Raw genomic sequence first — 17,698 nt, forward strand, 5'->3', positions numbered from 1 at the left:
GCGCGCAGGGCGGAGCGGGGTGTTTCACGTGAAACGCCTGCCCTGCCTGCCCGTCCGCCTGCCCCCTGCCTGCCCGAGGGCCTATCCCCGCCTGGAGTTTCACGTGAAACACCCCACCCCCGCGCCCCCTGCCACCCGCTCCCCGCACCGGCGGAGGTCACCCCTTGGGCAACAGCCCTTTGGACCGGAGATAGTTGCGGGCCACATCCGCCGGCAGCCGCCGCCAGCTGTCCACCTCCTCATTGAGGTGCGCCAGATCGGCGGTGGTCAGGACCTTGTTGAGACGGTTGAGGGCGGCGGCCGCCCGTGCGCTGCCCGCACGGGCGCGGTTGACGACGGGGACGACGTAGTCGGCGTTCTGGAGCTTCTTGTCGTCGGCGAGCAACACCAGGCCGAACTGGTCGAGGGTGGCATCGGTGCTGGTGGTCAGCACCATCTGGTCCTGGCCGTTCTGGACGGCCTGCTTGGCGGGCGTGGTGCCGACGCCCTTCGGGTCGATGGCGGTGATGTTGATCCCGTATTTCTTCTTCAGCCCCGGTGCACAGAACGGCCGCTGGACACACTCATCGCCCGCCGCCAGCCGCACCGGCAGCTTGGCGCGACCCAGGTCGCCGAGGGTCTTGAGGTGGTGTTTGCGGGCGTAGGAGGCACTCACCGCGAAGGCGTTCTGGTCGACGGCCCGGCCGGCCGGGAGCACGGTCAGCCCGCGGGGACCGGCGAGCCGGCGCAGCGCTGCCATGGTCGCGCCGAGGTCCGGCGAGGCGACCGGGGCCGCCTTGGACCCTTTGCTCTTGGCGTTGAGCCAGTCCGCGAAGGTAGCGGCGTACTCGGGGACGACATCGATCTGCCCGGCCTCCAGGGCAGGTTCGTACAGCTCACGGTTGCCGACCGTCAGGACGTGGGTGCGATAGCCGGCGCGCTGGAGCAGCGCCGCGTACATCTGGGCGAGCAGCTCGCTCTCCGTGAAGCCCGCCGAGCCGATGGCCAGATCGTGACTGTCGCCGGGGGAGCCGGTGATCGCGGAACGCGTCTCCAGGGAGGGACCGCCGGCGCAGCCCGAGAGCCCGAGGGCGGTGACGAGCGCAAGCGCCGCACCGGCCGCTCTCACCGGACCCTCCCCCATGCCCAGCCCGGTGCGAACCGCTGTGCCAGCTCGAAGGCGGCCTCCATCAGCAGCGCGAACACCGCGACCAGGACCGCGCCGGCGACCACCTCGGGGGTGCTGGCCAGGTTGAACCCCGCGGTGATGATCCGGCCGAGGCCACCGCCGCCCACCAGCGCGGCGAGCGTGGCGGTGGCCACCAGTTGGACCGCAGCGATCCGGATGCCGGTCAGGACGAGCGGGAAGGCGAGCGGCACCTCGACCCGCCACACCAGCTGCGCCCCGGTCATCCCCATGCCCCGCGCGGCCCGCACCACGTTCCGGTCCACCTCGCGCATCCCGACATAGGCATTGGTCAGCAGCGGCGGGATGGCGAACAGCACCAGCGCAATGATCGTGGGCCACTGCCCGTACCGTCCGAGGGGAGTCAGCAGAAGCAGGACGAGTACGGCGAAGGTCGGCACCGCGCGGCCGATGTTGGCGAGGTTGACGGCCAGCGCACCGCCCCGGCCGAGGTGACCGAGGGTCAGCGCGACCGGCAGTGCGATCAGGGCGCTGATGACCAGGCAGGCGAAGGTGAGCACGAAGTGCTGTTCGAGGCGGTGCCAGACACCGTTCTCACCGGACCAGTTGGCGGCGGTGGTCAACCAGGTCCAGACCGCGGAGAGGGTGTTCATGTCCGCCGCCCGGCGGCTGTGACCAGCCGTTTCACTCCCTCGCCGGCCCGGGACCGCCGCCGCGCCTGGTGTCCGGCCCGGCGCCAGGGGGTGAGCAGCCGTTCCGCGCCGAGCAGCAGCAGATCGAAGACGATCGCGATGATCACGCACAGCACGGACGCGGTGAGCACCTGCGCCTTGAAGAAGGAGTTCATGCCGGCGTAGATGAGGTTCCCCAGCCCGCCGTACCCGACGATCGCCCCGACGGTGGTGAGCGCGACCGCCGAGACGGTGGCGATCCGCAACCCGGCCATCGCGGCCGGGACGGCCAGCGGCAGCTCGATGGCCAGCAGTTGGCGCGTCGGCCCGTACCCCATGCCGCGGGCCGCCTCCTTGGCCTCGGCGGGCACACCGTCCAGCCCCGCCAGGATGTTCCGTACGAGCAGGGTGAGGGAGTACAGGGCGAGGCCGACCACCACGAGGGTGGCGGACAGCCCGTAGACCGGCAGCAGCAGCGAGAACATCGCCAGCGACGGGATGGTGTAGATGACCGTGGTGATGCCGAGCACCGGCCCGACCGTCCAGCGCCTGCGGCGGGCCAGCAGCGCCAGCGGGACCGCGATCACCAGCCCGAGCGCCACCGAGACCACCGTCAGCTGGAGGTGCTGGACGACCGCGTCGAGCAGGATCTGCCGACGGGTGCTCAGGTAGTCGCCGCAGATCCAGTCGTTACGGGCCAGACAGTCGTCCGGCGAGGGCGCGGTCACGGTACGAGTCCACCCCGGCGGGTGCGGGGTGTCGCGGCGGACGCGTCCGATCGGGGTGGGGGCGGAGGGCCTGCGCCGACGGTCACTCCGCCCCCGACTTCCCCTCCTCCCCACAGCCACGCCCAAGGCCCCTCCCAGGCCCCCTCCCAGGCCCCCACCCAAGACCACACTCCGAGTACACACCCCACGTATACATTCAGTGTGCACTCGCTATGTATAGTCCTCTGAGTCCGTTCGCCCCCTGTGACCGAAGGGCGGCGCGACGCGGCGATGCCTCGTACGCGTCGGCTTTGCCCTGCGCAAAAGCACAGGTCATGGGCCCTCTGCCCACCGCCACACCACCAGCGTCCGAGGAGCGACCCGCATGCCGAAGCAGACTTCAGCGGCCCGCAGCACGTCCATAGCCGGACTGCTGGCCGCCACGACGCTGGCCCTGACCCTCAGCGGCTGTGCCACCTACGACGTCACCGCCCCGGCCGACGCCCGCGCCGACGCACCGGCGGCCGACGTCAAGGCAAAGGACGCCCACCTCGCCGCGGCCAAGGACGCGGGCAACGCAGACGGCAAGAACGGGAACGCGAAGGACGGCGGACGGCCCACGGCCGGGAACGGCGACGGGCGGACCGCGGCCGGGAACCGCGACGGCGACGGCGACATCGACTGCCGCACGGCGAAGTGCGTCGCGCTCACCTTCGACGCGGGCCCCAGTGAGCACACCGACCGCCTGCTGGACATCCTCAAGAAGGAGAAGGTGCACGCGACCTTCTTCCTGCTCGGCCAGAACCATGTCGACAAGCGCCCCGCCGAGGTGAAGCGGATCGACGCCGAGGGCCATGAGCTGGCCAACCACACCTGGTCGCACCAGATCCTGACCGACATCAAGCCCGCAGAGGCCACACGCGAGCTGTCCCGCGTCCAGGACGCGGTCCGCAAGATCACCGGCAAGACGCCGAAGCTGATGCGCCCGCCACAGGGCAGGACCGACGAAAAGGTGTCCGAGATCAGCAGGCAACTCGGCCTGGCGCAGGTCCTGTGGAGCGTGACCGCCAAGGACTACCAGACCAACGACTCGGCCCTGATCACCAAGCGGGTGCTCGACCAGACCGAGCGCGACGGCATCATCCTGCTCCACGACATCTACAAGGGGACCGTGCCGGCCGTCCCCGGCATCCTCAAGGAGCTGAAGAAGCGCGGCTACACGGTCGTCACCGTCTCCCAGCTGCTGTCCCCGGCGAAGCCGGAGCCGGGGATGGTCTACCGCCCGTAGTCCCCGGCACGGGGCGGATGCTTCAAGACGCCACGGGACGGGACGGACGCTTTGACGCGCTACGACACGGGCCGGTCGAGCTGTCCGGGCCGTCGAGCCGGTCGAGCCGGTCGAGCTGTCCGAGCCGTCGGGCCGGTCGAGCCGGTCGGGCCGGTCGGGCCTACGGAGCGGGCGCCTTGGAGGCCTTGGGCGGCTGCTGCCCCACCGCCGCCCCCTTCCCGCTGAGCCGGTGCCACCAGTGCCGGCGCCGTGGATGCACCGCGCGGCCCAGCCGGAGCCCCAGCAACAGGTAACCGATCAGCGCGCCGGTGCAGTTGAGGATCACATCGTCGATGTCGAACGCCCGGCCGGTGATCAACGCCCCCTGGACCAGCTCCACCAGCAGCATCACCAGTGCCGTCGCCACGCCGACCCGGAGCAGCCCCCGCGCCTGGGGCAGCAGTACCGGCAGCAGCACCCCGAAGGGCACCCCCAACAGGACGTTGCCGCCGAGCTGCTTGACCGTATCGGCCAGGTGCGGTTGCGCGAGATAGCTCCGGATCGAGTCACCGGGGCGGAGATTGGGGTGGGTCAGCGGCACCGACGCCGCCGACGGGGTCAGCGTGACCCGCGCCAGCGCCACCGCAAAAGCCACCATCGCGGCGAACGCCAGCACCAGCAGAAGGATCCGGACGGCCAGCGGGGCCCGCGCGGCCACGGGGGACCACGCCGCCTCGTCGCCCTGTTGCGTACGCGCCATGAGGTCACTCCCGGGGGTGCGAGATGCGCAGTGCGCCGATGGGGAATCCAGTTACCCGGGGTCCGGCGAATCATGTGGCCGGGGAGGGACGGCCGTCCCTCTCGACACACGCGCCACAGCCCCACCACACGTAACAGGGCGCCACACCTAACAGGGGACCACGCCTGGCAGGGAGCCACGCCTAGCAGGGGACCACGCCTGGCAGGGAAGCCACACACAACAGGAGCGCCACACGCAACAAGAGCGCCACACGCAACAGGGGCGCCGGACAGCTCCGACGCCCCTGCTCTCAGTCCTCTGCGGATCACCCCCGGGGGCGCTCCGCCTCCACCCGTCGGTGGCCCTTGTCGTCGGACGCCGTCGGCGCCTTGGACGGTCCGGTCTGCCGGCCGGGGCCCGGAGCGCCGCCCTTCCCCGGTGCGCCCGCTCCCGGGTTTTGCGACGGGGCGACGTTCTGGGTGTCCTGCGGGAACGTCAGCTGCTGGCTCTGCCACTCCAGGGCCGGCACGACCTCGCGCCGCCAGGTCGCGAACTGGTGGCTGCCCTGCGGCAGGATGATCGAGTCGACCGACATCGGCGACTTCGCGGCATGGATGAACTTCATGGTCTCGCCGTAATCCGCCTCGCCCTTACGGCTGCTGGCGACCAGCGCGGAGATCTGCGGCGCGGGCAGGTTCTTCAGCCGCCACAGCAGATCGTGCTCGCGCTCCCGCTGGGCACCCTCGGGGCCCGGGCCGAAGAGGCTGCCGGTGGTCAGATCGTCCTTGATCGCGTAGTCACCCGAGAGCGAGACCGCCGAGGTATAGGCATTCGGGTTGCGCATCGCCAGCTGCAGCGAGCAGGTACCACCGGACGAGTACCCGAACGCGCCCCAGGCACTGGGGTCGTGGCCCACCCGGTAGGCCGACTTCATGGCGTCCGGCAGATCCTTGGTGAAGAACGTCTCGGCCTGCGGCCCGCCCGGCACATCCACACACTCGGTGTCCCGCGGCGGCGCGATCGTCGGCCGGACCATCACGATCACCGTGGGCTGCATCCTGCCCTGTGCGATCAGCCGGCCCGCGTTCTGCGGCACCTGGAGATGCTGCGCAAGGTTCATGATCCCGCCGGGGTAACCGCTGATGACGACCATGACGGGGAACCGCTGGCGGCGGAACTGCTGCTGGAAGTACTGCGGCGGCAGATAGACGAAGCCGGGGTTGATGGCCCGGGTACGACGGCCGACGATCCGTACGGACTCGACCTTGCCCACCTTGTCCGCGGGCCCCTTGGGCAGTCCGGACACCCGGTCGAGGCCCTGCGGACCGGCCGGCTGGACCAGCCCGCCCTTCATATTGCCGACCGAGGCGTACTGCCCGCCCCCCTGGCTCACGGACACCGGGGCCTTGTCGTTGTTGCCCAGCAGCTCGTCCCAGTTGCCGTAGAACTCGAAGTTCGTGTTCACGGCGAGAGCGAGTGCACACACGATCGACACCTGGGTGACCATGATGGCGCCCAGTCTGCCCAGGACGGGGCCCACCCCGCGCCGCGACAGCCGGGGCCAGAGCCACACCGTGGCGGCGACACAGGCCACCGCCAGCACGATCACCGCGTATTCGAGCGACTGACTGGTCAGCCCCATGCGCCCACATCTCCCGTCACCCTCGAAAGGGTTCTTGCCTTCTTAACCGGCCGCCTAAGGCACAACGGGCGGCTCTGGACAATGGTCACCGGAGAAGACGGGCACACCTGCGCATCGGATACCTGAGCGACTCAGTTCTTACCCAGCTCTTGCCACATCGTTTCCGCGGCGTGATGTGGAGCGGGCCCGGAGCCGGGCCTCGGCCGGCTCCGTACCAACGCGCCTTCCCCTTCCGTCCCTTGCGACGCAGGCCTCTCCGCACGGCCAAGGCGCCCTGCGCGGCGGCCGGGAGCCGGTGCGCGGATCCGGGCGGACGGTGCGTACGGTCGGGACAGCGCGTACGGACATGTCGAGCCGGCGAGTACGGACCGTCGGGGCAGTCGGGGCGGTCGGGGCGCGGCCGTCGGGGCGGTCGGGGCGCGGCCGTCGGGGCGGTGGGTACGTCCCGGCAGGGCGGCTCGTACGGACTGCGAGGAGGTTTTGTGGACGGCCGAGGCGGTGGTGCGGACGGCCGGACCACCTCGTACGCAGGGCGAACGCACCCGGGCCGGGCCGGCTGAAACCATCCGCCTCCGCAACACCCCCGGATGGCCCACCGCACAGGGCGCGGGGTCCCACGATGAGGCCGGTGTCGGCGGCTACCCTTACGTATCCGTCCTGGTCAGGGACATGTCCGCGCTTCACGGACATACGCCGCACCCACCACACGCAAGAGAGGTTCGCCGATGGGCATTCGGAGTCTGCTGCGCAACGCTTTCGGTCGCTCCAAGGCGACCCGTGAAGAAACCGGCGCGGCCCCGAGCGGCGCCGACAAGCCGGAGTCCGCCACCATCCCGGAGGCTCGCGAAGAGTCCGCCCCGGCCGCCACCCCGGAGGCCGAGGTTCCGGCCGCACGGACCGCCCCCGCGGAGCGTCCCGACACGGACCAGGCTCCGGCTCCGACGACCGCGACGCTGCCGGCACAGGGCAGCCGGGCGGACCGGGCGGACCGGGCGGACCGGGCAGCGGAGACCTCCGCGGTGCGGGAGGACGAGGCTGCTGCCGACACCGGCACCAACGCCGATGCCGACGCCGGTGCACCTGCGACGACCGAGCCGTCCACCGCTGACGCCGTCGCCACTGACGCGGCCACCGCCGAGCCGTCGACCCCCGAGGCCGTAGCGGACGTAGCGGCCGGGAAGCCCGCGGCGGACGCCGCCGAGGACACGGCGGCCGGCGCGGACAGCGGCAACGACAAGGACGAGCCCGCGGAAGCGGCCACGGTTACCACCCCGGCCGCTTCCGGCAGCGTCTCCGACCTGGTGAGCCAGGCCTTCGACAACCCGGAGCCCGTCGCCGAGACCGAGGCAGAGGCAGAGGCAGAGGCAGAGGCCGAGGCCGAGGCCGAGGCCGAGGCCGAGCCGACGGTCGAGCCCGCGGTGGAGGTCGTCGCAGAGCCTGCGGACAAGCCGGTTGCCGAGACAGCAGTTGGCGAGACCGAGGCCGAGCCGCCCGCCGCAGAGGTGGTGGCAGCTCCGGAGGCCACGCCCGAGCCGGAAGAGAAGCCTGAGGAGAAGGCGGAGCCCAAGGCCGACGCCGAGCCGAAGGCGGCAGCAGCCGAACCAGAGGCCGACGCCGAGCCGAAGGCGGCAGCAGCCGAACCAGAGGCCGACGCCGAGCCGAAGGCGGAGGACCGGCCCGAGGCCCCGGGCTCCCTCCCCACCACGGCCCCCGCGCTCCTCAGCCTCTACAAGTCCGCCGCCGCCACCCTGGACAAGCACGGCCTCGCCACCCAGCGCGCCGCCGTCTACCTGGTCCTCGACCGCTCCGGCTCGATGCGCAACTACTACAAGGACGGCACGGTCCAGAACCTCGCCGAGCAGGCCCTCGGTCTCTCCGCCCACTTCGACGACGACGCCACCGTCCCCGTCGTCTTCTTCTCCACCGACATCGACGGCACCGCCGACATCGACCTCACCAACTACGAGGGCCGCATCGCGGAACTGCACGCCGGCCTCGGCCACATGGGCCGTACGAACTACCACTGGGCCATCAACGCCGTCGTCGAGCACTACAAGAAGTCCGGCTCCACCGCCCCGGCCTTCGTCATCTTCCAGACCGACGGCGCCCCGACCTCCAAGCCCGCCGCCGAAAAGGCGCTCTGCGAGGCGGCCGGACTCCCCATCTTCTGGCAGTTCATCGGCTTCGGAGACCCGGACGCCAAGGGCTTCGACTTCCTCCGCAAGCTCGACGACCTGGCCGTCCCGGAGAAGCGCGTCGTCGACAATGCCGGCTTCTTCCACGCCGGCCGCGACCCGCGCAGCCTCTCCCACGACGAGCTCTACCAGCAGCTGATGGTCGAGTTCCCCGAGTGGCTCGCCGAGGCCCGCACCGCGGGCATCGTCAAGGACAACTGACCGCTCTTCCGCTCCCCTGACGACACCTCACCGGCCGCGGCCGGGCCCCCGGCCCGCCGCGGCCGCCCCCTTTCCTGCCCGGTTGCACGGGGGCCGCTCCCGGGAGAAAGAAAAGAACCTCGGGGCCGGTTATCCGCCGGACGCCCGCCATGGCGTCAGTAATCCCGTATGACAGAGTGTTCCTCGAAATCACCGACCGAAATTGCGCCAGGGTGCCGCGCCATGACACCCGCCTATGACGAATGCGACGGACGGAATTCGGCACCAGGAAGACGTTCATCCGTGAATGTTGAACGAGCCGGTGAACGTTGACGATTCCGTCAACGTGGAACAAGGGGGAATAAATGAATACGCCGCAGCAGCCTCAGCCGGGGTACGGGAATGCGCCCGGACACGGTTTTCCGCCCGGCATGCCGCCACCCGGACAGCCGGGCGGCCCTGCCGTTCCCCAGCAGCCGGGTGGCATCCAACAGCCCGGCGGCCCGCAGCAGCCGGCTCCGGGAGGCTGGATATCCGCGGGCCCGGCGCCGGGTCCTTACGGACCGCAAGGACCCCACGGACAGCAAGGGCCCTACGGACAGCAAGGGCCCTACGGGGTCCCGCAGCAGGCCCCGTTCGGGTACGGCGGGCCGGGGATGCCGCCGCCGGTTCCGCCCAGGAAAAGCGCCGGGAAGGTGTGGGCGATCGTCGGCGCGACCGTCGGCGTCATGGCGCTCGTAGGCGTGGCCTCCTCCGCGGTGCTGCACGGCGGCGAAGGCTCCGGAGGCCAAGGCTCCGGTGGCGGCTCCGGTGGCGACTCCGGGGGCCCCAAGTACCAGGTCACGGTTCCGCAGACGCTGGCCGACGGGAAGTACAAGCTCGTCAAGGACGTCTCCCAGCAGGCCGATGCGTCGGTACCGCACGACGGGGCCTACGCGCACGGGCTGAAGACCGCGGGCGGCCAGTACACGGACGGCACCACCTCACTGGTGATGATGGGTATTTACGGCACCATTGACGACCCGGCGAAAGCTGTCGATCACACCTTGGAAGGAATGACGAGCGGCGGAAACACGGACGTCGTGGTGTCGGACCGGAAATTCAGCCCGAGCGGCGGCGGAGACCCGCTCACCTGCGGTGTGGATGTGCGCCGGGAGGCGGGACAGAAGATCACCCTGCCGTATTGCGTCTGGGCCGATTCCCGTACGAACGTGAGTGTCGCCACGGCCGACGGCACGGATCCGGCGAAGGATCCGCAGTCCGTCGACCTCCAGGCGCTCGCCGACGAGGCAGCCAAGATCCGCAGCGAGGTCCGCAAGCCCCTGGACTGAGGTCCGGAAACCCCTGGCCTGAGGTCCGCAAGCCCCTGACCGAGGCGCCCGGGTACGGCACGACGGTGCGCCGGGGGCGAGCCGTGCAGCCGCCCCTCGCCCTGCCCCTCGCCCCGCCCCGGCACAGCAGGCGCCGCCTCGCCCCACTACCTAGGCTGAATGGGTGAAGTGTCCCGCTTTCTCCCTGCCGCTCATGTTCCGGGCGGCGGGGCGTCCCGGGGTGGCCGTACCAGCGAGCGAGGTGGGTCGTGATGGGTGAGGCGAGCCGAGAGGGGGGCGGCGAGCCGCCTCCGGCGCCGCGCAGGCCCAGCGTTCCCTCCTGGGCCGCCGCGGCCGAGCCCGTTCCACGGCGCTGGTGGGCGCTGGTGGTGATCGCCATTGCGCAGTTGATGGTGGTGCTGGACGCGACCATCGTGAACATTGCGCTGCCGTCGGCCCAGCGGGACCTGGGCATGTCGGATGCGAACCGCCAGTGGGTGATCACCGCGTACACGCTCGCGTTCGGCGGGCTGCTGCTGCTCGGCGGGCGGATCGCCGACCTGGTGGGGCGGAAGAGAACCTTCATGATCGGGCTGGTCGGCTTCGCCGTCGCATCCGGACTGGGCGGCGCGGCGACCGGGTCCGGGCTGCTGTTCGGGGCGCGGGCGCTGCAGGGCGCCTTTGCGGCGTTGCTGGCCCCCTCCGCACTGTCCTTGCTGACCACCACCTTCACCATCGGGAAGGAACGCAGCAAGGCCTTCGGGATCTACGGGGCCATTGCGGGCGGGGGCGCGGCCATCGGGCTGATCGCCGGCGGGCTGCTGACCGAATATCTGGACTGGCGCTGGTGCCTGTACGTGAACATCCCGATTGCCGTGATCGCCTTCACCGGTGCCGCCGTCTTTCTGCGCGACCGGCCCGAGCGGGGGCGCGTCTCCCTGGACGCTCCGGGTGTGGTGCTGGGCTGCGGCGGCCTGGTCGCGATCGTCTACGGGTGCAGTGAGGCGGAGCCGCGGGGATGGGGGGACGGGCTGGTCCTCGGGCTGCTGGTGGGGGGCGTGGCGCTGCTGGGCGTCTTCGCCTGGTGGCAGACGAGGGCGCGCCACCCCCTGCTGCCCTTGCACATCGTCCGCGACCGGAATCGTGGCGGTGCCTTCCTGACCATGGCGCTGGCGGTCATCGGACTGTTCGGAATGTTCCTGTTCATGACCTATTACCTGCAGACCGTGCTCGGATATTCACCGGTCAGGACCGGGGTGGCCTTCCTGCCGATGGTGGCGGCGATCGTCGTCGGGTCGACGCAGATCTCGGCGAGGCTGCTGCACCGGGTCCCGCCACGGTTCCTGATGGTCCCGGGGGCCCTCCTCGCCTCCGCGGGGCTCTTCACCCTGACGTTCCTGACGGCCGAGCCCGCGTATGTCTCCCATGTGCTTCCGGCCATGCTGCTCGTCGGCCTCGGCATGGGCCTGACCTTTATGCCGGTGATGGCGACGGCCACGTCCGGGGTGGCTCCGCACGACTCCGGTGTCACGTCCGCGACGGTCAACACGGCGCAGCAGGTGGGCGGTTCGATCGGTACGGCGCTGCTGAACACGATCGCGACCTCGACGAGTGCGGCGTATATCGCCGATCGCCTGGCGGACGCGGCCCGCAGCAGCGGGGCGCTCGGGCTCACCCCGGCGGTGCGGGAGGGGATCGTGAAGAGCGGAGTGGTGCACGGGTTCACCGTGGCCATCGGGGCGGGTTCGGCGATCATGCTGCTGGCCGCGCTGGTCGCCGGGCTGCTGGTCAATGGCCGGCCCGCGAAGCAGGGCCGGGTCCCGGCGGCGGACAGCGCGAAGTCGGCGGACGCGGCGGCGTGAGGGCGGGGCAGCGTGAGGGCGGGGCGGCGTGAGGGCGGGGCGGCGTGAGGGCGGGGCGGACGCACCGCCAGGGGGGGCGCGGGCGGCGGTCCGTCCCGTGGGGCAGGGTGCGGGGCGGCACGAGCAGCAGGGCGCAGGGCAGGCACCGACAGCCGGGTCCGTAGGGTGCAGTCCGGGGCCGGTAGCGGGCGGCGCGGCAGGGCGATCACCCCCGAAAAGCCCGCGCGGGCACCCCTACCCCGTCCAGTACGATATTGACGTTCCGTAAAGCAAATCCTCACTCACCGTAGCGACTTGGGAGCAGCCGGCAATGGCTCGACACCTCATCACCAGCGCCCTTCCGTATATCAACGGGATCAAGCACCTGGGCAACATGGTGGGGTCCATGCTCCCGGCCGATGTGTATGCGCGGTATATGCGGCAGCGCGGGCACGATGTGCTCTACATCTGTGCGACGGACGAGCACGGGACCCCCGCCGAGCTGGCGGCGAAGGACGCGGGCCAGTCGGTCGACGCGTTCTGTGCGGAGCAGCACGACAAGCAGAAGGCGATCTACGAGGGCTTCGGCCTCGAATTCGACTACTTCGGCCGGAGCTCGTCGCGGGAGAACGTGGAGCTGACGCAGCACTTCGCCCGCAAGCTCCACGAGAACGGCTTCATCGAGGAGCGGGCGATCCGCCAGGTCTTCTCGATCGCCGACGACCGCTTCCTGCCGGACCGCTACATCGTCGGTACGTGTCCGCACTGCGGCTACGACAAGGCGCGCGGCGACCAGTGCGAGAACTGCACCCGGGTGCTCGACCCGACCGATCTGATCGACGCCCGGTCGGCGATCAGCGGCAGCGGTGAACTGGAGGTGCGGGAGACCAAGCACCTCTTCCTGCTCCAGTCGAAGCTGCAGCACGAGGTCGAGGGCTGGCTGGACGGCAACGGCAGCAAGGACTGGCCGACGCTGGCCTCGTCGATCGCGCACAAGTGGCTGACCGAAGGCCTTCAGGACCGGGCGATCACCCGCGACCTGGACTGGGGCGTTCCGGTGCCGGCCGATGTGTGGCCGGAGCTGGCGGCCGAGGGCAAGGTCTTCTACGTATGGTTCGACGCCCCGATCGAGTACATCGGGTCGACCAAGGAGTGGGCGGACGCCGTCTCCGACGGGAGCCGCGACTGGAAGTCGTGGTGGTACGAGGCCGATGACGTCCGGTACACGGAGTTCATGGCCAAGGACAATGTGCCGTTCCACTCCGTGATGTTCCCGGCGACGCAGCTGGGCACCCGCGAGCCGTGGAAGAGGGTCGACTTCCTCAAGGCCTTCAACTGGCTCAACTACTACGGCGGGAAGTTCTCCACCTCCCAGCGGCGCGGCATCTTCACGGACGCGGCGCTGGAGCTGCTGCCCGCCGACTACTGGCGCTACTTCCTGATCGCCAACGCCCCGGAGTCGGACGACACGTCCTTCACCTGGGAGCTGTTCTCGGCGTCGGTCAACAAGGACCTGGCGGACACCCTCGGCAACTTCGTCAACCGGGTGCTGTCGTTCTCGCGGAAGCGGTTCGGTGACGAGGTGCCCGCGGGCGCCGAGGCCGGGGCCGCGGAGCAGAAGCTCGGCGAGGAGATCGCCGGGCTGCTGACGGAGTACGAGGGCCACATGGAGGCCCTCCAGTTCCGTAAGGCCGCGGCCTCGCTGCGCGCCCTGTGGAGCGCGGGCAACTCCTACCTGGAGGAGAAGGCCCCGTGGCTGGAGATCAAGACCGACAAGGACGCGGCGGCGCTGACGCTGCGTACGGCGATGAACCTCATCCACCTGTACGCGATCGTCTCCGAGCCGTTCATTCCGTCGTCGGCCAAGGCGATGCGGGGGGCCTTCGCCCTGGAGAACGACACCGCGGTGTGGGTCTCCCCCGAGGAGGCGAAGGCGCTGGCCTCGGTGCCTGCCGGGACGCCCTTCACGGTGCCGCCGGTGCTCTTCGCGAAGATCACCGAGGAGGACCTGGAGTCCTACCGCGAGCGCTTCGGCGGCGCGGAGCAGTAGGCCCGGACCGCCCGCGAGCGTCGCTGCCGGCCGGAGCCCCCGGCCGGTAAGTCCCTCCGGGCGAGGGCGTGTTCGCGGGGGCGTGTTCGCTCCCGGACCCCTCGGCACCGCGCTCGTGCCCGTCCGGCCCCTGGGGCGGGGCGGGCACGAGTGCGTCGGGCACCGGCCGGTCCCCGGGCAGGACGTCGCTCAGTGCCTGCGCGGCGAGGACACATAAGCCGTCAGCCGTCCGAAGTCCGGCACCGGCGGCAGGGCGACCCGCCGCCAGCCACGGGCGTAGGCCGGCGGCCGCTGACCGCCTGCCACCACGACGGCGACCGGACGGCGGGCACCCAGCCGGACCAGGCCCGCGGGGGTGATGCTGGCGTCATGGCCCTGGGGCTGGCGGGACGCACAGCCCGCCCGATACGCCACCCGTACCGCCTCCTCGCCGCTCACCACACAGGGCGGCCGTACGCCGATCGCCCGCAGCGACGTGGCGACCCGCTCGACACCGGCCTGTGCACGTGCGGTGCTCCGCACCATCGTGTGCCAGACCGTCAGTTGGATGACCTCGTGGCTCAGCAGCGCAAGGACGAGGACGGCCATCGCCCAGGCGTGCCGGCGGCGCGGCAGGAGCGTCAGCCAGTACAGGAACCAGGCGGCGGGCATCATCAGCAGGGCATAGGCGGGCAGCAGGAAGCGGGGGGCGGCGTAGTCCACCGTCAGGAGGTAGGGGGCGGCGAGGCAGAGGCCGACCAGGGCCGGGAGGACGACGGGAGCAGGGCCGTACCGGTGCAGCGGGCCGCGGGGGTCGCTCAGGCGCACCAGCGGCCAAGCAGGACCGCGGCCGTGCCGCCCACCGCCGGGCGGGGGGTCGCCCGCCGGGTCCGGGCCGAGGCTGCCGGGCCGGATGGGAGCCAGCCCGAGGGGGTGCCGGGCGCCGCTGCGCTCCGCCGGCCCGTACCCGTGCAGTCCGCCACGGGGCTCGCGGGCGTGCAGCGCCGCCCAGACCGCTCCGGCGACCGCCAGGGGCAGCACCAGCCACCACACCGCTGTCACCGGATGTTCCCAGGTCAGATGGCAGGGGCGGCACAGTGTCTTGCCCTGGAGCGCCCGTGCGTGGTCGTCGAAGGTCAGATGCCAGCCGAGACCGCCCTGAATCTGCCCGGCTCTTTGCAGCCGCGCCAGGAGCCCGCCGTAGGACAGATACGCCTCCACGACCCAGGGGGCACACCCCAGGGCCAGCCCGGCCGGCAGCGCAAGCAGCACGGCGGGGCGACGCCAGGACGGGACGCACAGCGCCGCGGCGAAGAGCGGCACGGCCAGCCAGATGGCGTCGGTGGGACGCATCAGCGCGGCCACCGCCACCGCGGCGGCGAGGCCGGCTGCGGCACCCCGGTCGCCGCGTGGGGCCAGCTGGCGGGGCGGCTGCCGTACGGCCCGCAGGAAGCAGCCGGTGGCGGCGAGCGCGGCGTAGCCGACCCACAGGTTGGGCATCGCCTGCCCGCCGTAGAAGAGCGTGATCCACAACCCGGCGTACAGCGCACCGCCCAGCGCCGGTACGGGGGCGGGCAGCACGCGGCGCCAGCTGCACAGGGTGAGCAGGAGCGCGACGCCGGAGAGCACCGCCAGGTAGCAGTGCAGCACGGTCGCCGAGGTCGTCAGAGCCGCCACCGGGGCGAGCAGAAGGGTGACACCGCGGGCGCGCGGGGCGCTGAAGAACGCGGCCGGCGCATGGGGGTCGACCTGGCTGACGTACACCGTCTCGTCCCATCCCAGGCCCGGGGCGGCGACGGCGGAGGCGAGCAGGCAGGCGGTGAAGACGACGGCCACGGCGGTGAGCCACCGCAGGTCGCCGGCCGGGACGGGGCGGGTCACCCGAGCCGGCGGCCCCAGGGCGGACCTGGCGGTGAGGAGACTGGCTTGCTGCATGGGCACCACAGTGCGTGCCCTGCCGGGGCCCTGCCACACGGATGGGGCGGTCGGGGCACTCGGCGGTATCGGAAGCCGTCCCCGGGGGCGTACCGCTCCCGGCCGCCGACGCCCGCCCGACGGCACACGGTGCCGGAAACGGGCCGGGGCGGCGTTTCACGTGAAACGCCGCCCCTCAGCCTGTTCGAGGCTTCTCGCCCCGGGCGATGCCGCCTACTTCGCCTGCGGCTTGCGGAGGGAGAGGTGCAGCTCCTTGAGGCGCGCCTCCTCGACCTCGCTCGGGGCGCCCATCAGCAGGTCCTGGGCATTGCCGTTGAGCGGGAAGGCAATGGTCTCGCGGATGTTGGGCTCGTCGGCCAGCAGCATGACGATGCGGTCGACGCCGGGGGCGATGCCACCGTGCGGCGGGGCGCCGAACTTGAAGGCACGGAGCATGCCGCCGAACTCCGCCTCGACCGTCTCCTTGTCGTAACCGGCGATCGCGAAGGCCTTGTACATGACCTCGGGCTCGTGGTTACGGATGGCGCCGGAGGACAGCTCGGTGCCGTTGCAGACGATGTCGTACTGCCAGGCCAGGATGTCCAGCGGGTCCTTGGTCTCCAGCGCCTCCAGACCGCCCTGCGGCATGGAGAAGGGGTTGTGCGAGAACTCGATCTTGCCGGTGTCCTCGTCCTTCTCGAACATCGGGAAGTCGACGATCCAGCAGAAGCGGAACTCGTCCTCGACGAAGCGGCCGACGCGCTTGGCGGCCTCGACGCGGACCGCACCCATGATCTTGGAGACCTCGTCGAACTCGCCGGCGCCGAAGAAGACGGCGTGGCCGGGCTTGAGGTCCAGGGCGGCGACCAGCGACTTGACGTCGTCCTCGGTGAGGAACTTGGCGATCGGACCGGTCAGCGCATTCTCCTCGCCGACGCGGACCCAGGCCAGGCCCTTCGCCCCCTGCTGGACGGCGAAGTCGCCCAGCTGGTCGAAGAACTTGCGCGACTGGTCGGCGGTGTCCGGCACGGCCAGGGCGCGGACGTGCTTGTCGGCGAAGGCCTTGAAGCCGGAGCCCGCGAAGACATCGGAGACATCGACCAGCTCCAGCTCGGCGCGCAGGTCCGGCTTGTCGGAGCCGTACTTGAGCATCGCCTCGCGGAACGGGATGTGCGGGAAGGGCGAAGTGACCGTACGGCCGTTGCCGAACTCGGTGAACAGCTCGGTCATCAGCTTCTCGACGGGCCGGAAGACATCCTCCTGCTCGACGAAGCTCATCTCGATGTCGAGCTGGTAGAACTCGCCCGGCGAGCGGTCCGCGCGGGCGTCCTCGTCGCGGAAGCAGGGCGCAATCTGGAAGTAACGGTCGAAGCCGGCGATCATCAGCAGCTGCTTGAACTGCTGCGGGGCCTGCGGCAGCGCATAGAACTTGCCGGCGTGCAGACGCGAGGGGACCAGGAAGTCGCGGGCGCCCTCGGGGGAGGTCGCCGACAGGATCGGGGTCGCCATCTCGTTGAAGCCGAGGGCCACCATCTTGTGGCGGATGGCGGAGATGACGGCGGTGCGCAGCATGATGTTGCGGTGCATCCGCTCGCGGCGCAGGTCGAGGAAGCGGTACTCGAGGCGCCGCTCCTCGTTGACGCCGTCATCCGCGTTGATCGTGAAGGGGATCTGGTCGGCGGCGCCGAGCACCTCGACGTCGGAGACCTCGATCTCGATCTCGCCGGTCGGCAGGTCGGGGTTGACGTTGTCGGCGCCGCGCGCGCTGACCTTGCCGTCGATCCGGACGACGGTCTCCTTGGTCAGGGAGCCGAGGGCCTCGTTGGCGGGGGTGCCGGGGCGGGCGACGAGCTGAACGAGACCGTAGTGGTCGCGCAGATCGATGAAGAGGATGCCGCCCAGGTCACGTCGATTGTGCAGCCAGCCGCTGAGGCGGACGTCCGTGTCGACGTCCGCGGCTCGGAGCTCGCCGCAGTTATGGGACCGGTACCGATGCATCGCTCATCCAAGTCGTCGCGAGGTCGAGGTGAGGAGTTGTCGGGAGAGAGGAGAGGAAAAGGTGTACGGGCGCGGATGC

12 protein-coding genes are annotated in these 17,698 nt (G+C 70.9%); 5 read left to right on the forward strand and 7 right to left on the reverse strand.

Annotated features, from left to right (window positions below; translation table 11 throughout):
* Positions 1–157 precede the first annotated feature (157 nt).
* The 3 genes from ACF088_RS29545 to ACF088_RS29555 are packed head-to-tail and all read right to left on the reverse strand — an operon-like array spanning position 158 to position 2,525.
* Positions 158–1,123 (reverse strand): ABC transporter substrate-binding protein, encoded by a 966-nt coding sequence (locus ACF088_RS29545; protein ID WP_392378915.1) that lies wholly within the window; start codon positions 1,121–1,123, stop codon positions 158–160.
* The gene (locus tag ACF088_RS29550; protein WP_392378916.1) at positions 1,105–1,779 is read right to left on the reverse strand and encodes an ABC transporter permease; all 675 of its coding nucleotides are present in this window, start codon (positions 1,777–1,779) and stop codon (positions 1,105–1,107) included. The genes ACF088_RS29545 and ACF088_RS29550 overlap by 19 nt, the downstream gene beginning before the upstream one ends.
* Positions 1,776–2,525 (reverse strand): ABC transporter permease, encoded by a 750-nt coding sequence (locus ACF088_RS29555; protein ID WP_392378917.1) that lies wholly within the window; start codon positions 2,523–2,525, stop codon positions 1,776–1,778. Before ACF088_RS29555 ends, ACF088_RS29550 begins: the two co-directional genes overlap by 4 nt.
* A 364-nt stretch (positions 2,526–2,889) precedes the next feature.
* Here ACF088_RS29555 and ACF088_RS29560 point away from each other — a divergent pair, with 364 nt between their 5' ends.
* A complete protein-coding gene (locus ACF088_RS29560) occupies positions 2,890–3,792 on the forward strand; it encodes a polysaccharide deacetylase family protein (RefSeq protein WP_392378918.1) in 903 nt (300 codons plus the stop codon).
* 160 nt (positions 3,793–3,952) lie between these two features.
* On the opposite strand, the gene ACF088_RS29565 is transcribed toward ACF088_RS29560, so the two are convergent.
* Together ACF088_RS29565 and ACF088_RS29570 are read right to left on the reverse strand one after the other, a co-directional pair.
* On the reverse strand, positions 3,953–4,531 hold the full coding sequence (locus ACF088_RS29565) for a VanZ family protein (protein ID WP_392378919.1): 579 nt from the start codon (positions 4,529–4,531) through the stop codon (positions 3,953–3,955).
* 304 nt (positions 4,532–4,835) lie between these two features.
* A complete protein-coding gene (locus ACF088_RS29570) occupies positions 4,836–6,152 on the reverse strand; it encodes an alpha/beta hydrolase (protein WP_392378920.1) in 1,317 nt (438 codons plus the stop codon).
* Between the two features lie 725 nt (positions 6,153–6,877).
* Between ACF088_RS29570 and ACF088_RS29575 the strand changes: the two genes are divergently transcribed.
* The 4 genes from ACF088_RS29575 (at position 6,878) to metG (ending at position 13,728) form a co-directional block, all read left to right on the forward strand.
* Complete coding sequence (locus ACF088_RS29575; protein WP_392378921.1) at positions 6,878–8,548, forward strand: VWA domain-containing protein; 1,671 nt, start codon at positions 6,878–6,880, stop codon at positions 8,546–8,548.
* Between the two features lie 707 nt (positions 8,549–9,255).
* The gene (locus tag ACF088_RS29580; protein WP_392378922.1) at positions 9,256–9,858 is read left to right on the forward strand and encodes a hypothetical protein; all 603 of its coding nucleotides are present in this window, start codon (positions 9,256–9,258) and stop codon (positions 9,856–9,858) included.
* Between the two features lie 365 nt (positions 9,859–10,223).
* Complete coding sequence (locus tag ACF088_RS29585) at positions 10,224–11,699, forward strand: MFS transporter (RefSeq protein ID WP_392378999.1); 1,476 nt, start codon at positions 10,224–10,226, stop codon at positions 11,697–11,699.
* Between the two features lie 310 nt (positions 11,700–12,009).
* Positions 12,010–13,728 (forward strand): methionine--tRNA ligase, encoded by a 1,719-nt coding sequence (metG, locus tag ACF088_RS29590; protein ID WP_392378923.1) that lies wholly within the window; start codon positions 12,010–12,012, stop codon positions 13,726–13,728.
* A 189-nt stretch (positions 13,729–13,917) separates the two neighbouring features.
* On the opposite strand, the gene ACF088_RS29595 is transcribed toward metG, so the two are convergent.
* Positions 13,918–15,642 carry a hypothetical protein gene (locus tag ACF088_RS29595; RefSeq protein WP_392378924.1) on the reverse strand — a complete coding sequence of 575 codons (1,725 nt, stop codon included), beginning with the start codon at positions 15,640–15,642 and terminating at the stop codon, positions 13,918–13,920.
* A 213-nt stretch (positions 15,643–15,855) separates the two neighbouring features.
* Complete coding sequence (aspS, locus tag ACF088_RS29600; RefSeq protein ID WP_392378925.1) at positions 15,856–17,619, reverse strand: aspartate--tRNA ligase; 1,764 nt, start codon at positions 17,617–17,619, stop codon at positions 15,856–15,858.
* Positions 17,620–17,698: the final 79 nt, after the last annotated feature.

It is taken from the genome of Streptomyces sp. NPDC015125, assembly GCF_043080045.1.
Taxonomy (GTDB): domain Bacteria; phylum Actinomycetota; class Actinomycetes; order Streptomycetales; family Streptomycetaceae; genus Streptomyces.

Bases quoted from the DNA above. Each gene is read 5' to 3' on its own strand.
- ACF088_RS29545 (WP_392378915.1), bottom strand. From the start codon at position 1,123: ATGGGGGAGGGTCCGGTGAGAGCGGCCGGTGCGGCGCTTGCGCTCGTC.
- ACF088_RS29550 (WP_392378916.1), bottom strand. From the start codon at position 1,779: ATGAACACCCTCTCCGCGGTCTGGACCTGGTTGACCACCGCCGCCAAC.
- ACF088_RS29560 (WP_392378918.1), top strand. From the start codon at position 2,890: ATGCCGAAGCAGACTTCAGCGGCCCGCAGCACGTCCATAGCCGGACTG.
- ACF088_RS29565 (WP_392378919.1), bottom strand. From the start codon at position 4,531: ATGGCGCGTACGCAACAGGGCGACGAGGCGGCGTGGTCCCCCGTGGCC.
- ACF088_RS29570 (WP_392378920.1), bottom strand. From the start codon at position 6,152: ATGGGGCTGACCAGTCAGTCGCTCGAATACGCGGTGATCGTGCTGGCG.
- ACF088_RS29575 (WP_392378921.1), top strand. From the start codon at position 6,878: ATGGGCATTCGGAGTCTGCTGCGCAACGCTTTCGGTCGCTCCAAGGCG.
- ACF088_RS29580 (WP_392378922.1), top strand. From the start codon at position 9,256: ATGGCGCTCGTAGGCGTGGCCTCCTCCGCGGTGCTGCACGGCGGCGAA.
- metG (WP_392378923.1), top strand. From the start codon at position 12,010: ATGGCTCGACACCTCATCACCAGCGCCCTTCCGTATATCAACGGGATC.
- ACF088_RS29595 (WP_392378924.1), bottom strand. From the start codon at position 15,642: ATGCAGCAAGCCAGTCTCCTCACCGCCAGGTCCGCCCTGGGGCCGCCG.
- aspS (WP_392378925.1), bottom strand. From the start codon at position 17,619: ATGCATCGGTACCGGTCCCATAACTGCGGCGAGCTCCGAGCCGCGGAC.